General features: G+C 74.6%; 10 protein-coding genes. 3 read left to right on the top strand and 7 right to left on the bottom strand.

Features of this window, described 5'->3' with window-relative positions:
• Positions 1-8: 8 nt before the first annotated feature.
• The 7 genes from ACFWW8_RS01055 to ACFWW8_RS01025 all read right to left on the bottom strand — a co-directional run bounded on the left by ACFWW8_RS01055 (position 9) and on the right by ACFWW8_RS01025 (position 8713).
• The gene (locus ACFWW8_RS01055; protein WP_386521867.1) at positions 9-824 is read right to left on the bottom strand and encodes an HpcH/HpaI aldolase/citrate lyase family protein; all 816 of its coding nucleotides are present in this window, start codon (positions 822-824) and stop codon (positions 9-11) included.
• Positions 821-1996 carry a CaiB/BaiF CoA transferase family protein gene (locus ACFWW8_RS01050; RefSeq protein WP_386522214.1) on the bottom strand — a complete coding sequence of 392 codons (1176 nt, stop codon included), beginning with the start codon at positions 1994-1996 and terminating at the stop codon, positions 821-823. Before ACFWW8_RS01050 ends, ACFWW8_RS01055 begins: the two co-directional genes overlap by 4 nt.
• A gap of 143 nt (positions 1997-2139) precedes the next feature.
• Positions 2140-3171, bottom strand: coding sequence for a ribokinase (gene rbsK, locus ACFWW8_RS01045; RefSeq protein ID WP_386521864.1), 1032 nt, complete (start codon positions 3169-3171; stop codon positions 2140-2142).
• Positions 3168-4958, bottom strand: coding sequence for an ADP-ribosylglycohydrolase family protein (locus ACFWW8_RS01040; RefSeq protein ID WP_386521862.1), 1791 nt, complete (start codon positions 4956-4958; stop codon positions 3168-3170). Before ACFWW8_RS01040 ends, rbsK begins: the two co-directional genes overlap by 4 nt.
• Positions 4955-6100, bottom strand: a complete 1146-nt coding sequence (locus ACFWW8_RS01035) for an ADP-ribosylglycohydrolase family protein (protein ID WP_386521860.1) — start codon at positions 6098-6100, stop codon at positions 4955-4957. The genes ACFWW8_RS01040 and ACFWW8_RS01035 overlap by 4 nt, the downstream gene beginning before the upstream one ends.
• A gap of 7 nt (positions 6101-6107) precedes the next feature.
• Positions 6108-7730, bottom strand: coding sequence for an ADP-ribosylglycohydrolase family protein (locus tag ACFWW8_RS01030; RefSeq protein WP_386521858.1), 1623 nt, complete (start codon positions 7728-7730; stop codon positions 6108-6110).
• Positions 7727-8713, bottom strand: a complete 987-nt coding sequence (locus ACFWW8_RS01025; protein WP_386521856.1) for an ADP-ribosylglycohydrolase family protein — start codon at positions 8711-8713, stop codon at positions 7727-7729. Before ACFWW8_RS01025 ends, ACFWW8_RS01030 begins: the two co-directional genes overlap by 4 nt.
• A gap of 271 nt (positions 8714-8984) precedes the next feature.
• Here ACFWW8_RS01025 and ACFWW8_RS01020 point away from each other — a divergent pair, with 271 nt between their 5' ends.
• The 3 genes from ACFWW8_RS01020 to ACFWW8_RS01010 all read left to right on the top strand — a co-directional run bounded on the left by ACFWW8_RS01020 (position 8985) and on the right by ACFWW8_RS01010 (position 16117).
• Positions 8985-9716, top strand: coding sequence for a VIT1/CCC1 transporter family protein (locus ACFWW8_RS01020; RefSeq protein ID WP_386521853.1), 732 nt, complete (start codon positions 8985-8987; stop codon positions 9714-9716).
• Positions 9717-10116: 400 nt separating this feature from the next.
• On the top strand, positions 10117-14664 hold the full coding sequence (gltB, locus tag ACFWW8_RS01015) for a glutamate synthase large subunit (RefSeq protein WP_386522211.1): 4548 nt from the start codon (positions 10117-10119) through the stop codon (positions 14662-14664).
• The gene (locus tag ACFWW8_RS01010) at positions 14657-16117 is read left to right on the top strand and encodes a glutamate synthase subunit beta (protein ID WP_386521851.1); all 1461 of its coding nucleotides are present in this window, start codon (positions 14657-14659) and stop codon (positions 16115-16117) included. The genes gltB and ACFWW8_RS01010 overlap by 8 nt, the downstream gene beginning before the upstream one ends.
• The last annotated feature ends 269 nt before the right edge of the window (positions 16118-16386 follow it).

The following is a 16386-nucleotide window of genomic DNA, read 5'->3' as shown; positions in this document are numbered from 1 at the left end:
GCGTGCCCTCACCGCGTGGGCGCCCGGCGGGACAGGGCCAGGGTGCGGTGGGCCGCGGCCACCACCGCCGGGTCCACGAACCGGCCGTCGGGCAGCGCCAGCGCCCCCGGGGTGTCGCGGGCGGCGCCGAGCACCTCCTCGGCGGCGGCGACCTCTTCGGCCGCGGGGACGTAGGCCCGCTCGATCACCGGCAGCTGGCGGGGGTGGATCGCGGCCCGGCCGAGGAAGCCCAGGGACCGGCCGCGGGCGCAGGAGGCGGCCAGTGCTTCCAGGTCCCGGATGTCGGGGAACACCGACTGGGCCGGGGGTGAGAGGCCCGCGGCCCGCGCCGCCACCACCACCCGGGAGCGGCACCAGTCGAGTCCCGCATCGGCGCTGACGCCGAGGTCGGCCCGCAGATCCGCCTCGCCCAGCGAGAGGCCGCGCAGGGAGGGGTGGGCGCGGGCGATCTCGTACGCGCGCTCCACCCCCAGAGCCGACTCCAGGAGGGCGTGCAGGCCGACGCCGCCGGCCCGGTCGGCGGCCGTGGTGATCTGCTCCGGAGAGCTGATCTTGGGCAGTCGCAGGCCGGCGAGGCCGTGCAGGCCGGCCAGGGCCGCGAGGTCCGCGCCGCCCCAGGGGGAGTCCAGGGCGTTGACGCGTACGTGGACGGGGAGCGGTGGCCGCTCGTCGAGCAGTTCGGCGGTGGCGGAGCGGGCGTACTCCTTGCGGGAGGCCGGTACGGCGTCCTCCAGGTCCACGATGACGGCGTCCGCCCCGCAGGCGAGGGCCTTGGCCACCACCGCCGGACGGTCGCCCGGTGCGTAGAGCCAGGTGAGGATCACAGGACTCCCTCCGTCCGCAGTGCGTCGATCTCGGTTCCGGTCAGGCCGAGTTCGGCGAGGACCTCATCGGTGTCCGCGCCGTGCGGGCGGCCGGCCCAGCGGATGCCGCCCGGGGTCTCGGAGAGCCGGAAGAGGATGTTCTGCATCCGGATCGGGCCGAGTTCGGGGTCCTCGACCTCGGTGACGGTGTCCAGGGCCGCGTACTGCGGGTCCTCCATCACGTCCCGTACGTCGTAGACCGGCGCGACCGCGGCCTGGGCGTCCTCGAAGGCGGCCAGGACCTCGTCCGCCTTGTGCCGGGCGATCCAGCCGCCGACGGCCTCGTCCAGTACGGGAGCGTGGGCGGCCCGGCCGGAACCCGTCGCGAACCACGGCTCGCCGATCAGCTCGGGCCGGCCGACGAGGCGCACCACGCGCTCGGCGACGGACTGGGCGGAGGTGGAGACCGCGAGCCAGCGCCCGTCGAGGCTGCGGTAGGTGTTGCGGGGCGCGTTGTTCGTGGAGCGGTTGCCGGTGCGGGGCTGCACGTAGCCGAGCTGGTCGTACCAGAGGGGGTGCGGGCCCAGCACGGTGAGGATCGGCTCGATGATGGCCAGGTCCACGACCTGCCCGACGCCGGTGCGGTCGCGTCCGGCGAGCGCGGTCATCACGGCGTACGCGGTGGTCAGCGCGGCGATCGAGTCCGCCAGGCCGAAGGGCGGCAGGGTCGGCGGCCCGTCCGGCTCCCCGGTGATCGCGGCGAAGCCGCTCATCGCCTCGGCGAGGGTGCCGAAGCCCGGGCGGTGGGCGTACGGCCCGTGCTGGCCGAACGCGGTGACGCGGGCCAGGACCAGCCGCGGGTTGGCGGCCGACAGCTCGGCCCAGCCCAGGCCCCACCTCTCCAGCGTGCCGGGGCGGAAGTTCTCGACGACGACGTCCGCGGTGGCGGCGAGGCGCAGCAGGACGTCCCGGCCGCCGGGGGTGGACAGGTCGAGGGTCATGGTCCGCTTGTTCCGGCCCAGGAGCTTCCACCACAGGCCGACGCCGTCCTTGGCGGGGCCGTGCCCCCGGGACGGGTCGGGCCGGCCGGGGTGCTCGACCTTGACGACCTCGGCGCCGAAGTCGCCCAGCAGGGTGGCGGCGAGGGGCCCGGCGAAGAGACTGGCGAGGTCGAGGACGCGGAGCCCTCGCAGGGGCCCCGGGGCGGGCGCCGCGGCGCCGGTGGCCGGGCCGGCGGCCCGAGGGGTGCCGGTGGCGGTGCCGACGGCTGTCCCGGTGGCGGCCGTCCCGGTGGCGGCCGTGCGCGGGGCGGGGCCGGGGGCCGCGCCGGAGGGCGTCACGAGGCGGCTCCGGAGGTGCCGGCGGATCCGGGGCCGGCCGGGGTTCCGCGGCCGGGATTCCCGGAGGCCGTCCGGTCCACGGGCCCGACGGATCCGGGCGCCGGGTCGGAGCCGGGCGCGGGCGCCGCGTCGGAGCCGGGCGGGGTGAAGGCGTAGACCTCCGCGCGGGTGGGCATCGAGTCCTGGGCCCCGGGCCGCTGGACGGAGAGCGCGGCCGCCGCCGAGGCCCAGCGCAGCGCGAGCGGCATCGGGCGGCCCTCGCCCAGAGCCACGGCGAGGGCGCCGACGAACGTGTCCCCGGCCGCGGTGGTGTCCACGGCCCGGACCCGGCTCGCCGGCACGGTGAGCGGTGCGCGGCCGCGCGCGGCGTACAGCACCCCGGCGGCGCCCAGCGTCACGACCACCTCCGGTACCTCGTCCAGCAGGGCCGCCGCGGCCCGGTGCGGGTCGGTGAGCCCGGTGAGGGCCGCCGCCTCGTGCTCGTTGGGCACCAGGAGGTCGGTCGCGGCGAGGAGTTCGGCCGGCAGCCGCTGCGCCGGGGCCGGGGTCAGGACCGTGCGGACCCCGTGCGCGCGGGCGGCCAGGGCTCCGGCGAGGACGGCCTCCAGGGGTAGTTCGAGCTGGAGGAGCAGGGCGTCGGCGGCGGCGATGCGGCTGTCGTCGCCCGCCTCCAGCCCCGTGACGCGGCCGTTGGCGCCGGGGATGACGACGATGCTGTTGCCGCCCTCGTCGTCCACCGTGATGTGGGCGGTGCCGCTGGCCCCCTCGACCGTGCGCAGCGCGGCCGTCTCGACTCCGGCCGCGGCGAGCGCGGAGCGCAGCCGTACGCCGAACTCGTCGGCCCCGACCGCCCCGATCATCACCACGCTCCCGCCGAGGCGGGCGGCCGCGACGGCCTGGTTGGCGCCCTTGCCGCCGGGCACGGTGCGGAAGGCGGTGCCGGTGACGGTCTCCCCGAGGCGGGGGGCCTTGGGGACGTAGGCGACGAGGTCCATGTTCGTACTGCCGAGCACGGCGATGGCCGTCATGAGCGTGCTGCCTCCTGTGCGGTGAGGTGGGCGAGGGTGTCGAAGCCGGTGCCGTCGAACCCGGGGACGGTGGTGGACAGGCGGTTCCTCAGCGGGGCGGTCCAGCGTTCCGGGAGGGCGTCCGGCGATCCGGCGAGCAGTCCGGCGAGGGCTCCGGCCGTGGCGCCGTTGGAGTCGGTGTCCCAGCCGCCCGACACGGCGCGGCAGACGGAGCGGGTGAAGTCCCCGCCGGCGTGGGTGAGGGCGGCCGCGATCAGGGCGGTGTTGGGAACGGCGTGGACCCAGTGGTAGTGGCCGTAGCGCGCGTGCAGGGCGTCGACGACGCGGTCGAAGTCGGGCTCCTCGGCGGCCGCGGCGATCGCGAACCGGACGGCTTCGGCGAGCCGGGAGCGGGGCGGTACGACCGCCAGCCCGGCCCGCAGCGCGCCGTGGACGTCCACGGCGCCGGTGGCGGCCTCGGCGGTGGCCGCGGCGACGAGGAGCGCGGCGTACACGCCGTTGCCGGTGTGGGTCAGGGTGGCGTCCCGGTACGCCTGGGCCGCGGCGGCGGCCGGATTGCCGGGGTGGGTCCAGCCGTGGACGTCGGCGCGGATGAGGGCGCCGATCCACTCGCGGAACGGGTTGTGGTGGGTGGCGGTGGCGGGCGGCTCCAGCCCGAGGAGGAGGTTGCGGTAGGCGACGCGCTCGGCGGTGAAGGTCCGTCCGGCGGGCAGTTCGTCGAGCCAGAGGCGGGCGACGTCCGCGGTGGTGAACCCCTTGCCGTGCCGCTGGAGCAGGAGCAGGCCGAGGAGGGGGTAGTTGAGGTCGTCGTCCTCGGGCATGCCGTCGATGTTCTCGGCGAGGGAGGTCGGGGCCGAGCGGCGGTTCCAGGGGTGGGCGGCCAGCAGCTCCGGGGGGACGCCCCGGGCGGTGAACCAGTCGTTCAGCGGCCAGTTCCCGGTGGCGCGGGCCAGCGCCCGGATGGCGGCCAGGGGCAGCTTCTCGACGGGCTTGCCGAGCAGGCACCCGGCGGCCCGCCCCAGCCAGGCGGCTTCCAGCCGGGCCGCGAGCCGGGGACCGGCGGCGGGGGCCGGCTCCGGTGCGCGGGGTCCCGGGGCGGCGCGGCCCGGTACGGCGGGGCCCGGCCGGGTGCCGTCCGGCGGGCCCGGTGTGCCGCGCGGGCCCGGGGCGCCGGCCGGCCAGGTGGCGCGGACCGCCTCCCAGGACGCGGGCTCGTCGGCGGCCAGCGGAGAGGGCAGCAGGGCGAGTTCGTCCAGCAGCCGGGTGGCGAGGGCGCGGAGCTCCGGCCCGGCCGGGCAGGGGGAGGCGCCGGCCCGCTCGGGCGCGGGATGCCCGCCGGCCGCCAGCCAGGCCCGGCGGGCGGGCCCGGGGTCCCGGCCGTCCTCGGCCGCCTGCCGGAGCTCGTGCCCGACGAGGTCCTCGGGCTGCGCCCAGGTGACCCGTACGGCCCGCTCGGCGGCCGGCGGCCTGCGCCCGGAATCCCGTCCCTGCCCCGGCTCCGGGCCGGACCCGGGCCGGGTGGGCGCGGGGGCGGTGACCCCGGCGGGGACCGTGGCGGCGACGCCGGTGCGGCCTGCCCGGGTTCCGGATGCCGAGCGGAAGCCGAGGGGGGCGTCGGCGCCGCCGTGCGGTGGGCCGCCGGCGGGGTCGGGGGTCCGGCCGTCCCCGGTCGGCGACGCGCCGGTCGGCGTCGTCCCGGGCGGCGTCGTTCCGGCGGTGGACCCGGGCGGACCGACGGGCGTGGCCCCGTGGGGGACCGGCGGCGCGGCGGGGTCGGGGCGGGTCACCGGGGGGCGGCGATCGCGGTGAAGGCCGCCTCGTGGGTGCGGCGGCGGGAGCGGTCGAGGGCGAAGACCTCGCGGGTCACCGCGGCCAGCGCGGCGGCCGGCGCGTGCAGGTCGAGGCGGCTGGCCTCGGCGACCTGCTTGGCCCAGGACTCGGGGACGGCGGACTCCCCGCCGAGGGCCCCGGCGATCGCGCCCGCCATGGTGGCGATGGAGTCGCAGTCGCGGCCGTAGTTGACGGCGCCGAGCACCGAGGGTTCGTACGCGCCGTCCGCGACCAGCAGCATGCCGAGCGCGACGGGGAGCTCCTCGATGGAGTGCAGACGGGACGGGCGCCGGGCGCCCAGGGACGGCTTGCGGTACTCGGGGCCCACCGAGTCGTACGGGGCGACGGCCGCCCGCAGCGGGACCAGGGCGGACTCGACGTCCCGGTGACGGGAGGCCGCTTCGGCGACCGCAGCGACGGCCGCGCGGGTGCCGTCCTTGGCCAGGGCCAGGACGGTGTCCACCACCGAGGCGGCGGTGGCGCCCGGGACGCACGCCGCCGCCACGGCCGCCGCGAACACGCCCGCGGCCTCCCGTCCGTACGAGGACTGGTGCGCGCCCGCGACGTCCAGCGCCTCCGCGTACGCACCCTCCGGGTTGCCGGCGTTGACGATGCCGACCGGCGCCATGTACATCGCCGCACCGCAGTTGACGATGTTGCCGCTGCCGGCCTCGCGCGGGTCCACGTGCGCGTAGTGCAGCCGCGTCACGATCCACTTCTCGGCGAGGAAGATCCGCTGCAACGGCAGTGCCTCCGCCTCCAGTTCGGGGATCCAGCGGGGGTTGCCCATCAGGTCCGGGACGAGGTGGTCGGCGACCGCGTAGGCGTCGAGGTGGTCGCGCACGGCCTCGTAGACCCGTACCAGCGCGTGCGTCATCAAGGTGTCGTCCGTGACGTGTCCGTCGCCCTTGTGGTACGGGGCGATGGGGCGCGCCGTGCGCCAGTCCTCGTACCAGGGGCCGACGATGCCGCGGACGCGGCCACCGTGCCGTTCCACGATCTGGTCCGGGGTCCAGCCCTCCACCGGGCCGCCGAGCGCGTCGCCGACGGCGGCTCCGACGAGGGCGCCGTGGGCCCGGTCCTCCAACGTGAGCGTCATGTCCGAATCATCCCTTGGGTGAGGTGAGTTCCGTACGCGCGAGGAGCGCGGCGAGTGCGACGAGGTCGGTTCCGGCGAGGCGGGGGAGGGCGCAGCCGGACAGGGTCCGGCAGGCCTCGCGCCAGGCGGCGGGGATCGAGTCGCCGCCGCCGAGCGCGCCGGTGAGGGCGCCGGCGAGGGCGGGGGCGGAGTCCGCGACGCGGGACAGGCAGGCGGCGGCCGGAACGGCCTCCGCCACCTTGCCGCGGGCGGCGGTCGCGAGCGCGAGGGCGACGGGCACGGTCTCGGCGGCGGCGATCCCGTAGCTGTACACGTGGTCCACGATCTCGTGTTCCAGGGTGGGGACGATGGCGAAGGCGCCGCCTTCGGCGTTCGCCGCGAGGTGGGCGCGGGCGAGCCCGACGGCGTGCCGGGCGTTGCGGCCGATCTCGCTGGACTCGGGGAGCTGGGTGAGGGCGGCCTCGACGGCGGCGTCGACGTCCGCGCCGGCGAGGGCGGTGGCGATGGCGGCGGCCATCGCGCGGGCGCCGTGGACGCCGTCGCCGTCCTGGGTGTAGCGGGCGTCGAACTCGGCCAGGTCCGCGGCGGTGGCCGGGGATCCGGGGTGGACGACGGCCAGGACGCAGGCGCGGACGCAGGCGGCGTCGTCGAAGTAGTGCGGGTTGTCGTGGCCGGTGGCGGGCGGGCGCAGGCCGGCGGCGAGGTTGCCCAGGCCGGCGCGGACGGAGATCCGGGCGCGGAGCGGGAGCACGGCGGACTCCACCTCGGGGGCGCGTTCCGCGGCCGCGGCGACCTCCGAGGCGAGGGCGTTCCACGCGAGGTCGATGGCGGCGCGCATCCGGCGGGAGCGGGAGAGGTCGCTGAGCAGCACCCCGGCGGCCGTGAGCACGGACTCGGCGGCGAAGGCCGCCCACTCGGCGTCGTCGCTGGGGCCGAGGCGCAGCGGCTCCGGGGGCTGGTTGAGGGCGATCGGGACGGGGAGGGTGGTGGTGGCGTTCTGCTCGGCGAAGGTGTCGAGCTCCCGGGTGAGGCGCCGGGTCCACTCGGGCATCCGGCTGGCGCGGTGGCGGGCGGCGGGCCAGCCGGCCGCGTCGCCGGCGGCGAGCCCGAGCAGCAGCCCCTCGATCCGCCGCCGGCCGTCCGCGCCGCCGGTCGCGTCCGCGGCGGTACGGGGCTCCGGGCGGGGGAGGTCCGCGGGGGGCCCGGCCGGGTGCCCGGCGATCCGGACCCCGGCCGTACGGGGTGCTCGCGGCGCGGAGTCCGGTACGGGCGCGAGCCCGGCGGCGGCGGTACGGGGCTCCGGGCCGCCGCCCGGCCCCGGAACCCCCGGCGCGGTCGGGGTGTCCGGCGCCGGGAGGGCGGTGCTCGGCGGGGCGGCGGTCCGCGGGGCGGCGGCCGTCCACCGCGGGGGAGCGGGGCACGTCGTGCCGGGAAGCGGGTCCGGGCCCGCCGGGGCGGGCTCCGGGGCCGTGGCACGGGCGGCCGCCGGGTCCGGGGCCGTCGCGCCCGGGGGAGTCGGGTCGGGCGGGCGGCCGGCCGTCCCGGCCGGGGCCGCCGGGCTCGCGGGGGCCGGGGCCGGCGGAGCCGGGTGGGGGGTCACGGGGTCCGGGGTGTACGGGGGCGGGGTCATCGGGGGGTCTCGTATTCGGGGGTGAGGAGGTCCGCGATGTCCAGGACGTGGTAGCCCCGCATCGAGGGGAGGCAGCTGCCTCGGACCGGGCCGATGGCCGACGCCCAGGCGGCGGGGATCGCTTCGGCGCCCGACATGGCGCCGGCCAGCGCGCCCGCGACCGCCGCCGTGGTGTCCGCGTCGCGCCCCATGTTCACGGCGGTCAGGACGGAGGCGGCGAAGTCGCCCCCGCACGCGGCGAACGCGCCGAAGGCCAGGCCCACCGCCTCGGGCGCCAGGTCCGTCCACGGGTAGCCGCCGATGACGACGGCCGAGCGTACGGCCCGCTCGCCGCGCGGGGCGGCGGTCACCGCGCGCCGCAGGGAGCGGGCCGTCCAGGAGTCGGAGGGGATGACCGACAGGGCCGCCGAGACCACGGAGGCCGGGGAGCCGCCGGCCATGGCCGCCGCGACGCCCGCCGCGACGGCCTGGCCGCCGTAGATGCCCTCCCCGTCGTGGCTCACGCAGCCGTCGATCGCGACGAGCCGCGCCGCCTCGGCCGGGCGGCCGGCCGCGAAGACCCCGAAGGGGGCCGCCCGCATCGCCAGCCCGTCCGACCAGGCGTGCCGGTGCTGCGCGGAGATGGGGGCCGCGAGGCCCCGGCGGAGGTTCTCCAGCGTGCCGCGCTCCGAGAAGCCCGCGCCGCGGAAGGGGCCCTCGTCGAGGTCCGCGATCCAGTGGTGCCAGGCCCGCTCCACGTGGGCGACGGTGAGCGCCGTACCGTGCCGGGCCAGCAGGAGCCCGGAGAAGATCGCGTACTCGGTGTCGTCGGTGCCCGCCGGGTCGTCCGACACGAAGCCTTCGATGCGGCCCCACCTGGCCCGGATCTCCGACGGTTTCATGTTCTCCGCGGGGGCGCCCAGCGCGTCACCCACCGCGAGTCCCAGAAGAGCACCCCTGGCCCGTTCGAGGAGGACCTGCGGATTGCATGCAATCAGCTCCATGGCGCGCCTCTCCATTTGATGGGACTCATGATGAGCCCTTGGGGGATTTGTGCCATGACATCTGGTTTGTCGCTCGCCGCGAAACACCCCGCGCGGGCTCTCGTCACCCGGTCGCCGAGCCGCAAAACCGCAGGTAAGTACGGCCTTCCTTGCTGGCGGGCGGCAAAAATCGTGCGTAGGTTCGAGGTGTTCAGGGGGAGTGGGTGTCCGCGCGTCGGCTGCGCGTCGACTTCGCGTACCCACTCGTACAAAAGGGGAGAAGAGCACCGCCATGTCCATCATCGACACCGAAGCACCGCTGCACACCGCCCACCGCGACAACCACACCCACCGCGACGTCAACGGCGGATGGCTGCGCCCGGCGGTCTTCGGTGCCATGGACGGGCTGGTGTCCAACCTCGCCCTGATGACCGGCGTCGCCGGCGGCGCCGTCGCCCCGCACGTCGTGGCGATCACCGGGCTGGCGGGCCTCGCGGCCGGCGCGTTCTCGATGGCGGCCGGCGAGTACACCTCGGTGGCCTCGCAGCGCGAGCTGGTACTCGCCGAGCTCGACGTGGAGCGCCAGCAGCTGCGCAAGCACCCCGTCGACGAGATGGAGGAGCTGGCGGAGCTCTACGTCTCGCGCGGCGTCGACCCCTCCCTCGCCCGCGAGGTGGCCATGCAGCTCTCCCGGGACCCCGAGCAGGCGCTGGAGATCCACGCCCGCGAGGAGCTCGGGATCGACCCCGAGGACCTGCCGTCCCCGACGGTCGCGGCGGTGTCCTCGTTCGGCTCCTTCGCACTGGGTGCGCTGTTGCCCGTGCTGCCGTACCTGCTCGGGGCGGTCTCGCTGTGGCCGGCGGTGCTGCTCGCCCTGGTGGGGCTGTTCGCCTGCGGGGCGGTCGTCTCCCGGGTCACGGCCAGGTCCTGGTGGTACAGCGGGCTGCGCCAGCTCGTCCTGGGTGGCGCGGCCGCGGGTGTGACGTACATCCTGGGAACCTGGATCGGTGGAGCCGTAGGCTGACCGCGCAGGGAATGAGACACTATGCAGTACGCGACATAAGTAGTTCGTTACTCGGCGGTTTCGCTTCCGTGTCCGCCGGGCATCACACCATGGCGTCCCCCGGCCCCTGCCGGGTGGCGCCCAGGGGCAACGATGCCCCTCGCGCCGGGATCTTCGGCCCGTGATCGCACGCTGATTCGCCCGCCAAGGTCCCCACTTTTCTGCCCGTGCACTGTCCGCATGCTGGAATGGCATATCCGCTTCTCGGGATTGTCGTCATCATGTAATCTGCACGAAATTTCGCAGAGGGCCAACGTCGTCCCTCGGCTTATGCACATATGCCACGACGACGACGGGAGAGCCGATGCGTTCCGCATCCACGCACTCCGCGACCGGCCCCAGCACCACCGCCTGGTCGCCCATGGACGGTCGCCCCGCCCAGCAGGGCATGTACGACCCGCGCAACGAGCACGACGCCTGCGGCGTCGGCTTTGTGGCCAACCTCAGCGGCGAGGCCAGCCACACGCTGGTCGAGCAGGCGCTGACCGTATTGCGGAACCTCGAGCACCGCGGCGCGACGGGCTCCGAGCCCGACTCGGGCGACGGCGCCGGAATCCTCTCCCAGGTGCCGGACGCGTTCCTGCGCGAGGTGGCCGGGTTCGAGCTCCCCGAAGCCGGCGCGTACGCCGTCGGCATCGCCTTCCTGCCCGCCGACGGCTCCGCACAGGCCGTCGCGCGGATCGAGGCCATCGCCGCCGAGGAGGACCTCACGGTCCTCGGCTGGCGCGAGGTGCCCGTCACCCCCGACCTGCTCGGCAACGGCGCCCGCGCCACCATGCCGGCCTTCTCCCAGCTGTTCGTCAGCAACGGCAGCACCGGCATCGAGCTGGACCGCAAGGCGTTCGTGCTGCGCAAGCGCGCCGAGCGCGAGGCCGGGGTGTACTTCCCGTCGCTCTCCGCGCGCACCATCGTCTACAAGGGCATGCTGACCACCGGCCAGCTGGAGCCCTTCTTCCCGGACCTCTCCGACCGTCGCTTCGCGTCGACGCTCGCCCTGGTCCACTCCCGGTTCTCGACGAACACCTTCCCGTCCTGGCCGCTCGCCCACCCGTACCGCTTCGTCGCGCACAACGGCGAGATCAACACGGTCAAGGGCAACCGCAACTGGATGAAGGCCCGCGAGTCCCAGCTGGCCTCCGGAGTGTTCGGCGACGGCGCCCTGGAGCGCATCTTCCCGATCTGCACCCCGGACGCCTCCGACTCGGCCTCCTTCGACGAGGTCCTGGAGCTGCTCCACCTCGGCGGGCGCTCCCTGCCGCACAGCGTCCTGATGATGATCCCGGAGGCGTGGGAGAACCACACCTCCATGGACCCGGCGCTGCGCGCGTTCTACAAGTACCACTCCACGCAGATGGAGCCCTGGGACGGGCCGGCCTGCGTCACCTTCACCGACGGCACCCAGGTCGGCGCGGTCCTCGACCGCAACGGCCTGCGCCCCGGCCGCTACTGGGTCACCGACGACGGTCTCGTCGTCCTCGGCTCCGAGGTCGGCGTGCTCGACATCGACCCGGCCAAGGTCGTCCGCAAGGGCCGCCTGCAGCCCGGCAAGATGTTCCTCGTCGACACCGCCCAGAAGCGGATCATCGAGGACTCCGAGATCAAGGCCGGGCTGGCCGGCGCCGCTCCGTACGCCGAATGGCTGGAGACCGGCGAGATCGAGCTGACGGACCTGCCCGAGCGCGAGCACATCGTGCACACCCACGCCTCGGTCACCCGCCGCCAGCAGACCTTCGGCTACACCGAGGAAGAGCTGCGCGTCATCCTCGCGCCGATGGCCCGTACCGCCGGCGAGCCGCTGGGCTCCATGGGTACGGACTCCCCGATCGCGGCGCTGTCCGAGCGGCCCCGGCTGCTCTTCGACTACTTCACGCAGCTGTTCGCGCAGGTCACCAACCCGCCGCTGGACGCCATCCGCGAGGAGCTCGTCACCTCGCTCCTGTCCTCGCTCGGCCCCCAGGGCAACCTGCTGGAGCCGACCGCCGCGTCCTGCCGCAGCGTGACCCTGCCCTTCCCGGTGATCGACAACGACGAGCTGGCCAAGCTCATCCACGTCAACGCCGACGGCGACATGCCGGGCATGAAGGCCGCCACGCTCTCCGGCCTCTACCGGGTCTCCGGCGGCGGCGAGACGCTGGCCGCCCGCCTGGACGAGATCCGGGGCGAGGTCGACGCGGCCATCGCGAACGGCGCGCACCTGATCGTCCTCTCCGACCGCCACTCGGACGCCGAGCACGCGCCGATCCCGTCGCTGCTGCTCACCTCCGCCGTGCACCACCACCTCATCGCCACCAAGCAGCGCACCCAGGTGGGCCTGCTGGTCGAGGCCGGCGACGTCCGCGAGGTCCACCACGTCGCGCTGCTCATCGGCTACGGCGCGGCCGCGGTCAACCCGTACCTCGCCATGGAGTCCGTCGAGGACCTGCTGCGCGCCGGTACCTTCCTGTCCGGCCTGGAGCCGGAGCAGGCCATCAAGAACCTGATCTACGCGCTCGGCAAGGGCGTCCTGAAGGTCATGTCCAAGATGGGCATCTCCACCGTCGCCTCCTACCGCGGCGCCCAGGTCTTCGAGGCCGTCGGCCTGAACGAGGAGTTCGTCGGGGCGTACTTCAGCGGTACCGCCACCAAGATCGGCGGCGCCGGCCTGGACGTCATCGCCAAGGAGGTGGCCGCGCGCCACGCCAAGGCCTACCCGGCCTCCGGCATCGCGGCCACGCACCGCGCGCTGGAGATCGGCGGCGAGTACCAGTGGCGCCGCGAGGGCGAGCCGCACCTGTTCGACCCGGAGACGGTCTTCCGACTCCAGCACGCCACGCGCAACCGCCGGTACGACATCTTCAAGCAGTACACGGACCGGGTGAACGAGCAGTCCGAGCGCCTCATGACGCTCCGCGGGCTCTTCGGCTTCAAGACCGAGGGCGCGGCGGCCCGTCCGCCGATCTCCGTCGACGAGGTCGAGTCGGTCGCCGACATCGTCAAGCGCTTCTCCACCGGCGCCATGTCGTACGGCTCGATCTCGCGCGAGGCCCACGAGACCCTCGCCATCGCCATGAACCAGCTGGGCGGCAAGTCCAACACCGGTGAGGGAGGCGAGGACCCGGACCGCCTGTACGACCCGGCGCGCCGCTCCTCCATCAAGCAGGTCGCCTCCGGCCGCTTCGGCGTGACGAGCGAGTACCTGGTCAACGCGGACGACATCCAGATCAAGATGGCGCAGGGCGCCAAGCCCGGCGAGGGCGGCCAGCTGCCCGGCCACAAGGTCTACCCGTGGGTCGCCAAGACCCGGCACTCCACTCCCGGCGTGGGCCTGATCTCCCCGCCGCCGCACCACGACATCTACTCCATCGAGGACCTGGCTCAGCTGATCCACGACCTCAAGAACGCCAACCCGGCCGCGCGCATCCACGTGAAGCTCGTGTCCGAGGTCGGCGTCGGCACGGTCGCGGCGGGCGTCTCCAAGGCCCACGCGGACGTCGTCCTCATCTCCGGCCACGACGGCGGTACGGGCGCCTCGCCGCTCACCTCGCTGAAGCACGCGGGCGGTCCCTGGGAGCTCGGCCTGGCCGAGACCCAGCAGACGCTGCTGCTCAACGGGCTGCGCGACCGCATCGTGGTCCAGACGGACGGCCAGCTCAAGACCGGCCGCGACGTGGTCATCGCCGCGCTGCTCGGCGCCGAGGAGTTCGGTTTCGCGACCGCGCCGCTCGTCGTCTCCGGCTGCGTCATGATGCGCGTCTGCCACCTGGACACCTGCCCGGTCGGCATCGCCACGCAGAACCCGGTCCTGCGCGACCGGTTCTCCGGCAAGCCCGAGTTCGTCGTCAACTTCTTCGAGTTCATCGCCGAGGAGGTCCGCGAGATCCTCGCCGAGCTGGGCTTCCGCACGATCGAGGAGGCCGTCGGCCACGCCGAACTCCTCGACACCACCAAGGCCGTCACGCACTGGAAGGCCCAGGGCCTCGACCTGGAGCCGCTCTTCTACGTGCCCGAGCTGCCCGAGGGCGCGGTCCGCCACGCCCTCATCGAGCAGGACCACGGTCTGGAGAAGGCCCTCGACAACGAGCTGATCAAGCTCGCCGCCGACGCGCTGAACGCCGACGCGGCCGAGCAGGCCCAGCCGGTGCGCGCCCGGGTCGCGATCCGCAACATCAACCGGACCGTCGGCACGATGCTCGGCCACGAGGTCACGAAGAGGTTCGGCGGCGCGGGCCTGCCCGACGACACCATCGACCTGACCTTCACCGGTTCGGCCGGCCAGTCCTTCGGCGCCTTCGTCCCGAAGGGCATCACGCTCCGCCTGGAGGGCGACGCCAACGACTACGTCGGCAAGGGCCTCTCGGGCGGCCGGATCGTGGTCCGCCCGGACCGCGGCGCCGACCACCTCGCCGAGTACTCGACGATCGCCGGCAACACGATCGGCTACGGCGCGACCGGCGGCGAGATGTTCCTGCGCGGCCGCACCGGCGAGCGCTTCTGCGTCCGCAACTCCGGCGCGCTCGTCGTCTCGGAGGGCGTGGGCGACCACGGCTGCGAGTACATGACCGGCGGCCGGGCCGTGGTCCTCGGCGAGACGGGCCGCAACTTCGCGGCCGGCATGTCGGGAGGCGTCGCGTACGTCATCGACCTCGACCCCGCCAACGTCAACGTCGGCAACGCGGGAGCCGTCGAGACCGACCTGTCCGACACGGACAAGCAGTGGCTGCACGATGTGGTGCGCCGCCACGAGGAGGAGACCGGCTCGACCGTGGCCGCGAAGCTCCTCGCTGACTGGCCCGCCGCGGCGGATCGATTCAGCAAGATCATCCCGACCACGTACAAGGCAGTGCTCGCCGCCAAGGACGCCGCTGAGCTGGCCGGACTCTCGGAGTCCGAGACCACTGAGAAGATGATGGAGGCGGCGACCCATGGCTGACCCGAAGGGCTTCCTCACCACAGCGCGCGAGACCGCTTGTACCCGTCCGGTGGCCGACCGCCTCAAGGACTGGAACGAGGTCTACGTTCCGGGCTCGCTGCTCCCGATCATCAGCAAGCAGGCCGGCCGCTGCATGGACTGCGGCATCCCGTTCTGCCACAACGGCTGCCCGCTCGGGAACCTGATCCCGGAGTGGAACGACTTCGCGTACCGCGAGGACTGGACGGCGGCGTCCGAGCGCCTGCACGCCACGAACAACTTCCCGGAGTTCACCGGGCGCCTGTGCCCGGCTCCCTGCGAGTCGGCGTGCGTGCTCGGCATCAACCAGCCGGCCGTCACGATCAAGAACGTCGAAGTCTCGATCATCGACCGGGCGTGGGACAACGGCAACGTGACCCCGCAGCCGCCCGAGCGGCTCTCGGGCAAGACCGCCGCCGTCATCGGCTCCGGCCCGGCGGGCCTCGCCGCGGCCCAGCAGCTGACCCGGGCCGGGCACACGGTCGTGGTGTACGAGCGCGCCGACCGCGTCGGCGGGCTGCTGCGCTACGGCATCCCCGAGTTCAAGATGGAGAAGGTGCACATCAACCGCCGCATCGAGCAGATGCGCGCGGAGGGCACCAAGTTCCGCACCGGCATCGAGGTCGGCCGCGACATCACCGCCACCGACCTCCGCAAGCGGTTCGACGCGGTGGTCATCGCGGCGGGCGCCACGGTCTCCCGCGACCTCCCGGTCCCGGGCCGCGAGCTGAACGGCATCCACTTCGCGATGGAGTACCTGCCGCTCGCGAACAAGGTGCAGGAGGGCGACTTCATGGCGCCCCCCATCACGGCCGAGGGCAAGCACGTCGTCGTCATCGGCGGCGGCGACACCGGCGCGGACTGCGTGGGCACCGCCCACCGCCAGGGCGCGGCCTCGGTCACGCAGCTGGAGATCATGCCGCGCCCGTCGGAGGAGCGGGCCGCGCACCAGCCGTGGCCGACGTTCCCCATGCTGTACAAGGTCACCTCGGCCCACGAGGAGGGCGGCGAGCGGGTCTACTCCGTCTCCACCACCCACTTCGAGGGCGACGAGGACGGCAACGTCCAGTCGCTGCACCTCACCGAGGTGGAGTTCGTCGACGGCAAGCTCACTCCGAAGCCCGGCACCGAGCGCGTCCTCCCGGCGCAGCTGGTCACCCTGGCGATGGGCTTCACGGGCACGGACCAGGAGAACGGCCTGGTCCAGCAGTTCGGCCTGGCGCTGGACGCGCGCGGCAACATCGAGCGCGACGCGGCCTACGCGACCAACGTCGACGGCGTCTTCGTCGCCGGTGACGCCGGCCGCGGCCAGTCGCTCATCGTGTGGGCCATCGCGGAGGGCCGCTCGGCCGCCCGCGGCGTGGACCGGTTCCTGACCGGCGCCAGCGCCCTGCCGTACCCGGTCAAGCCGACGGACCGCTCCATCACCGTCTGACCCGCCCCACCCCGGCGGCCCACGGGCCGCCGGGCCCCCTCCCCGGAGGGACCCCTCATACGGTCCGTACAACGGTGTACGGAAACCCCGACACAGCGCCCGCCATGACCACTCTGGGATGCCGGGCTCGCACCGCTCGGCCGCAGGCGGCCTCCCGGGCTTCGCCCGGCTGCGCCGGCCTCCGGCCGTCGGCCCCTCGCCCCGCAAAGGGCGGGACCCCTCATACGGTCCGTACAACGGTGTACGGAAACCCCGACACAGCGCCCGCC

The organism is Streptomyces sp. NPDC058701, from assembly GCF_042715295.1.
Lineage (GTDB): Bacteria > Actinomycetota > Actinomycetes > Streptomycetales > Streptomycetaceae > Streptomyces.
The sequence above is the reverse complement of the archived record's forward strand: the minus strand, read 5'-3'. Positions and strand labels throughout refer to the sequence as shown.

Excerpts from the sequence above, each read along its gene's own strand:
- ACFWW8_RS01010 (WP_386521851.1), top strand. The coding sequence starts at position 14,657 with ATGGCTGACCCGAAGGGCTTCCTCACCACAGCGCGCGAGACCGCTTGT.
- ACFWW8_RS01025 (WP_386521856.1), bottom strand. The coding sequence starts at position 8,713 with ATGGAGCTGATTGCATGCAATCCGCAGGTCCTCCTCGAACGGGCCAGG.
- ACFWW8_RS01030 (WP_386521858.1), bottom strand. The coding sequence starts at position 7,730 with ATGACCCCGCCCCCGTACACCCCGGACCCCGTGACCCCCCACCCGGCT.
- gltB (WP_386522211.1), top strand. The coding sequence starts at position 10,117 with ATGGACGGTCGCCCCGCCCAGCAGGGCATGTACGACCCGCGCAACGAG.
- ACFWW8_RS01035 (WP_386521860.1), bottom strand. The coding sequence starts at position 6,100 with ATGACGCTCACGTTGGAGGACCGGGCCCACGGCGCCCTCGTCGGAGCC.
- rbsK (WP_386521864.1), bottom strand. The coding sequence starts at position 3,171 with ATGACGGCCATCGCCGTGCTCGGCAGTACGAACATGGACCTCGTCGCC.
- ACFWW8_RS01020 (WP_386521853.1), top strand. The coding sequence starts at position 8,985 with ATGTCCATCATCGACACCGAAGCACCGCTGCACACCGCCCACCGCGAC.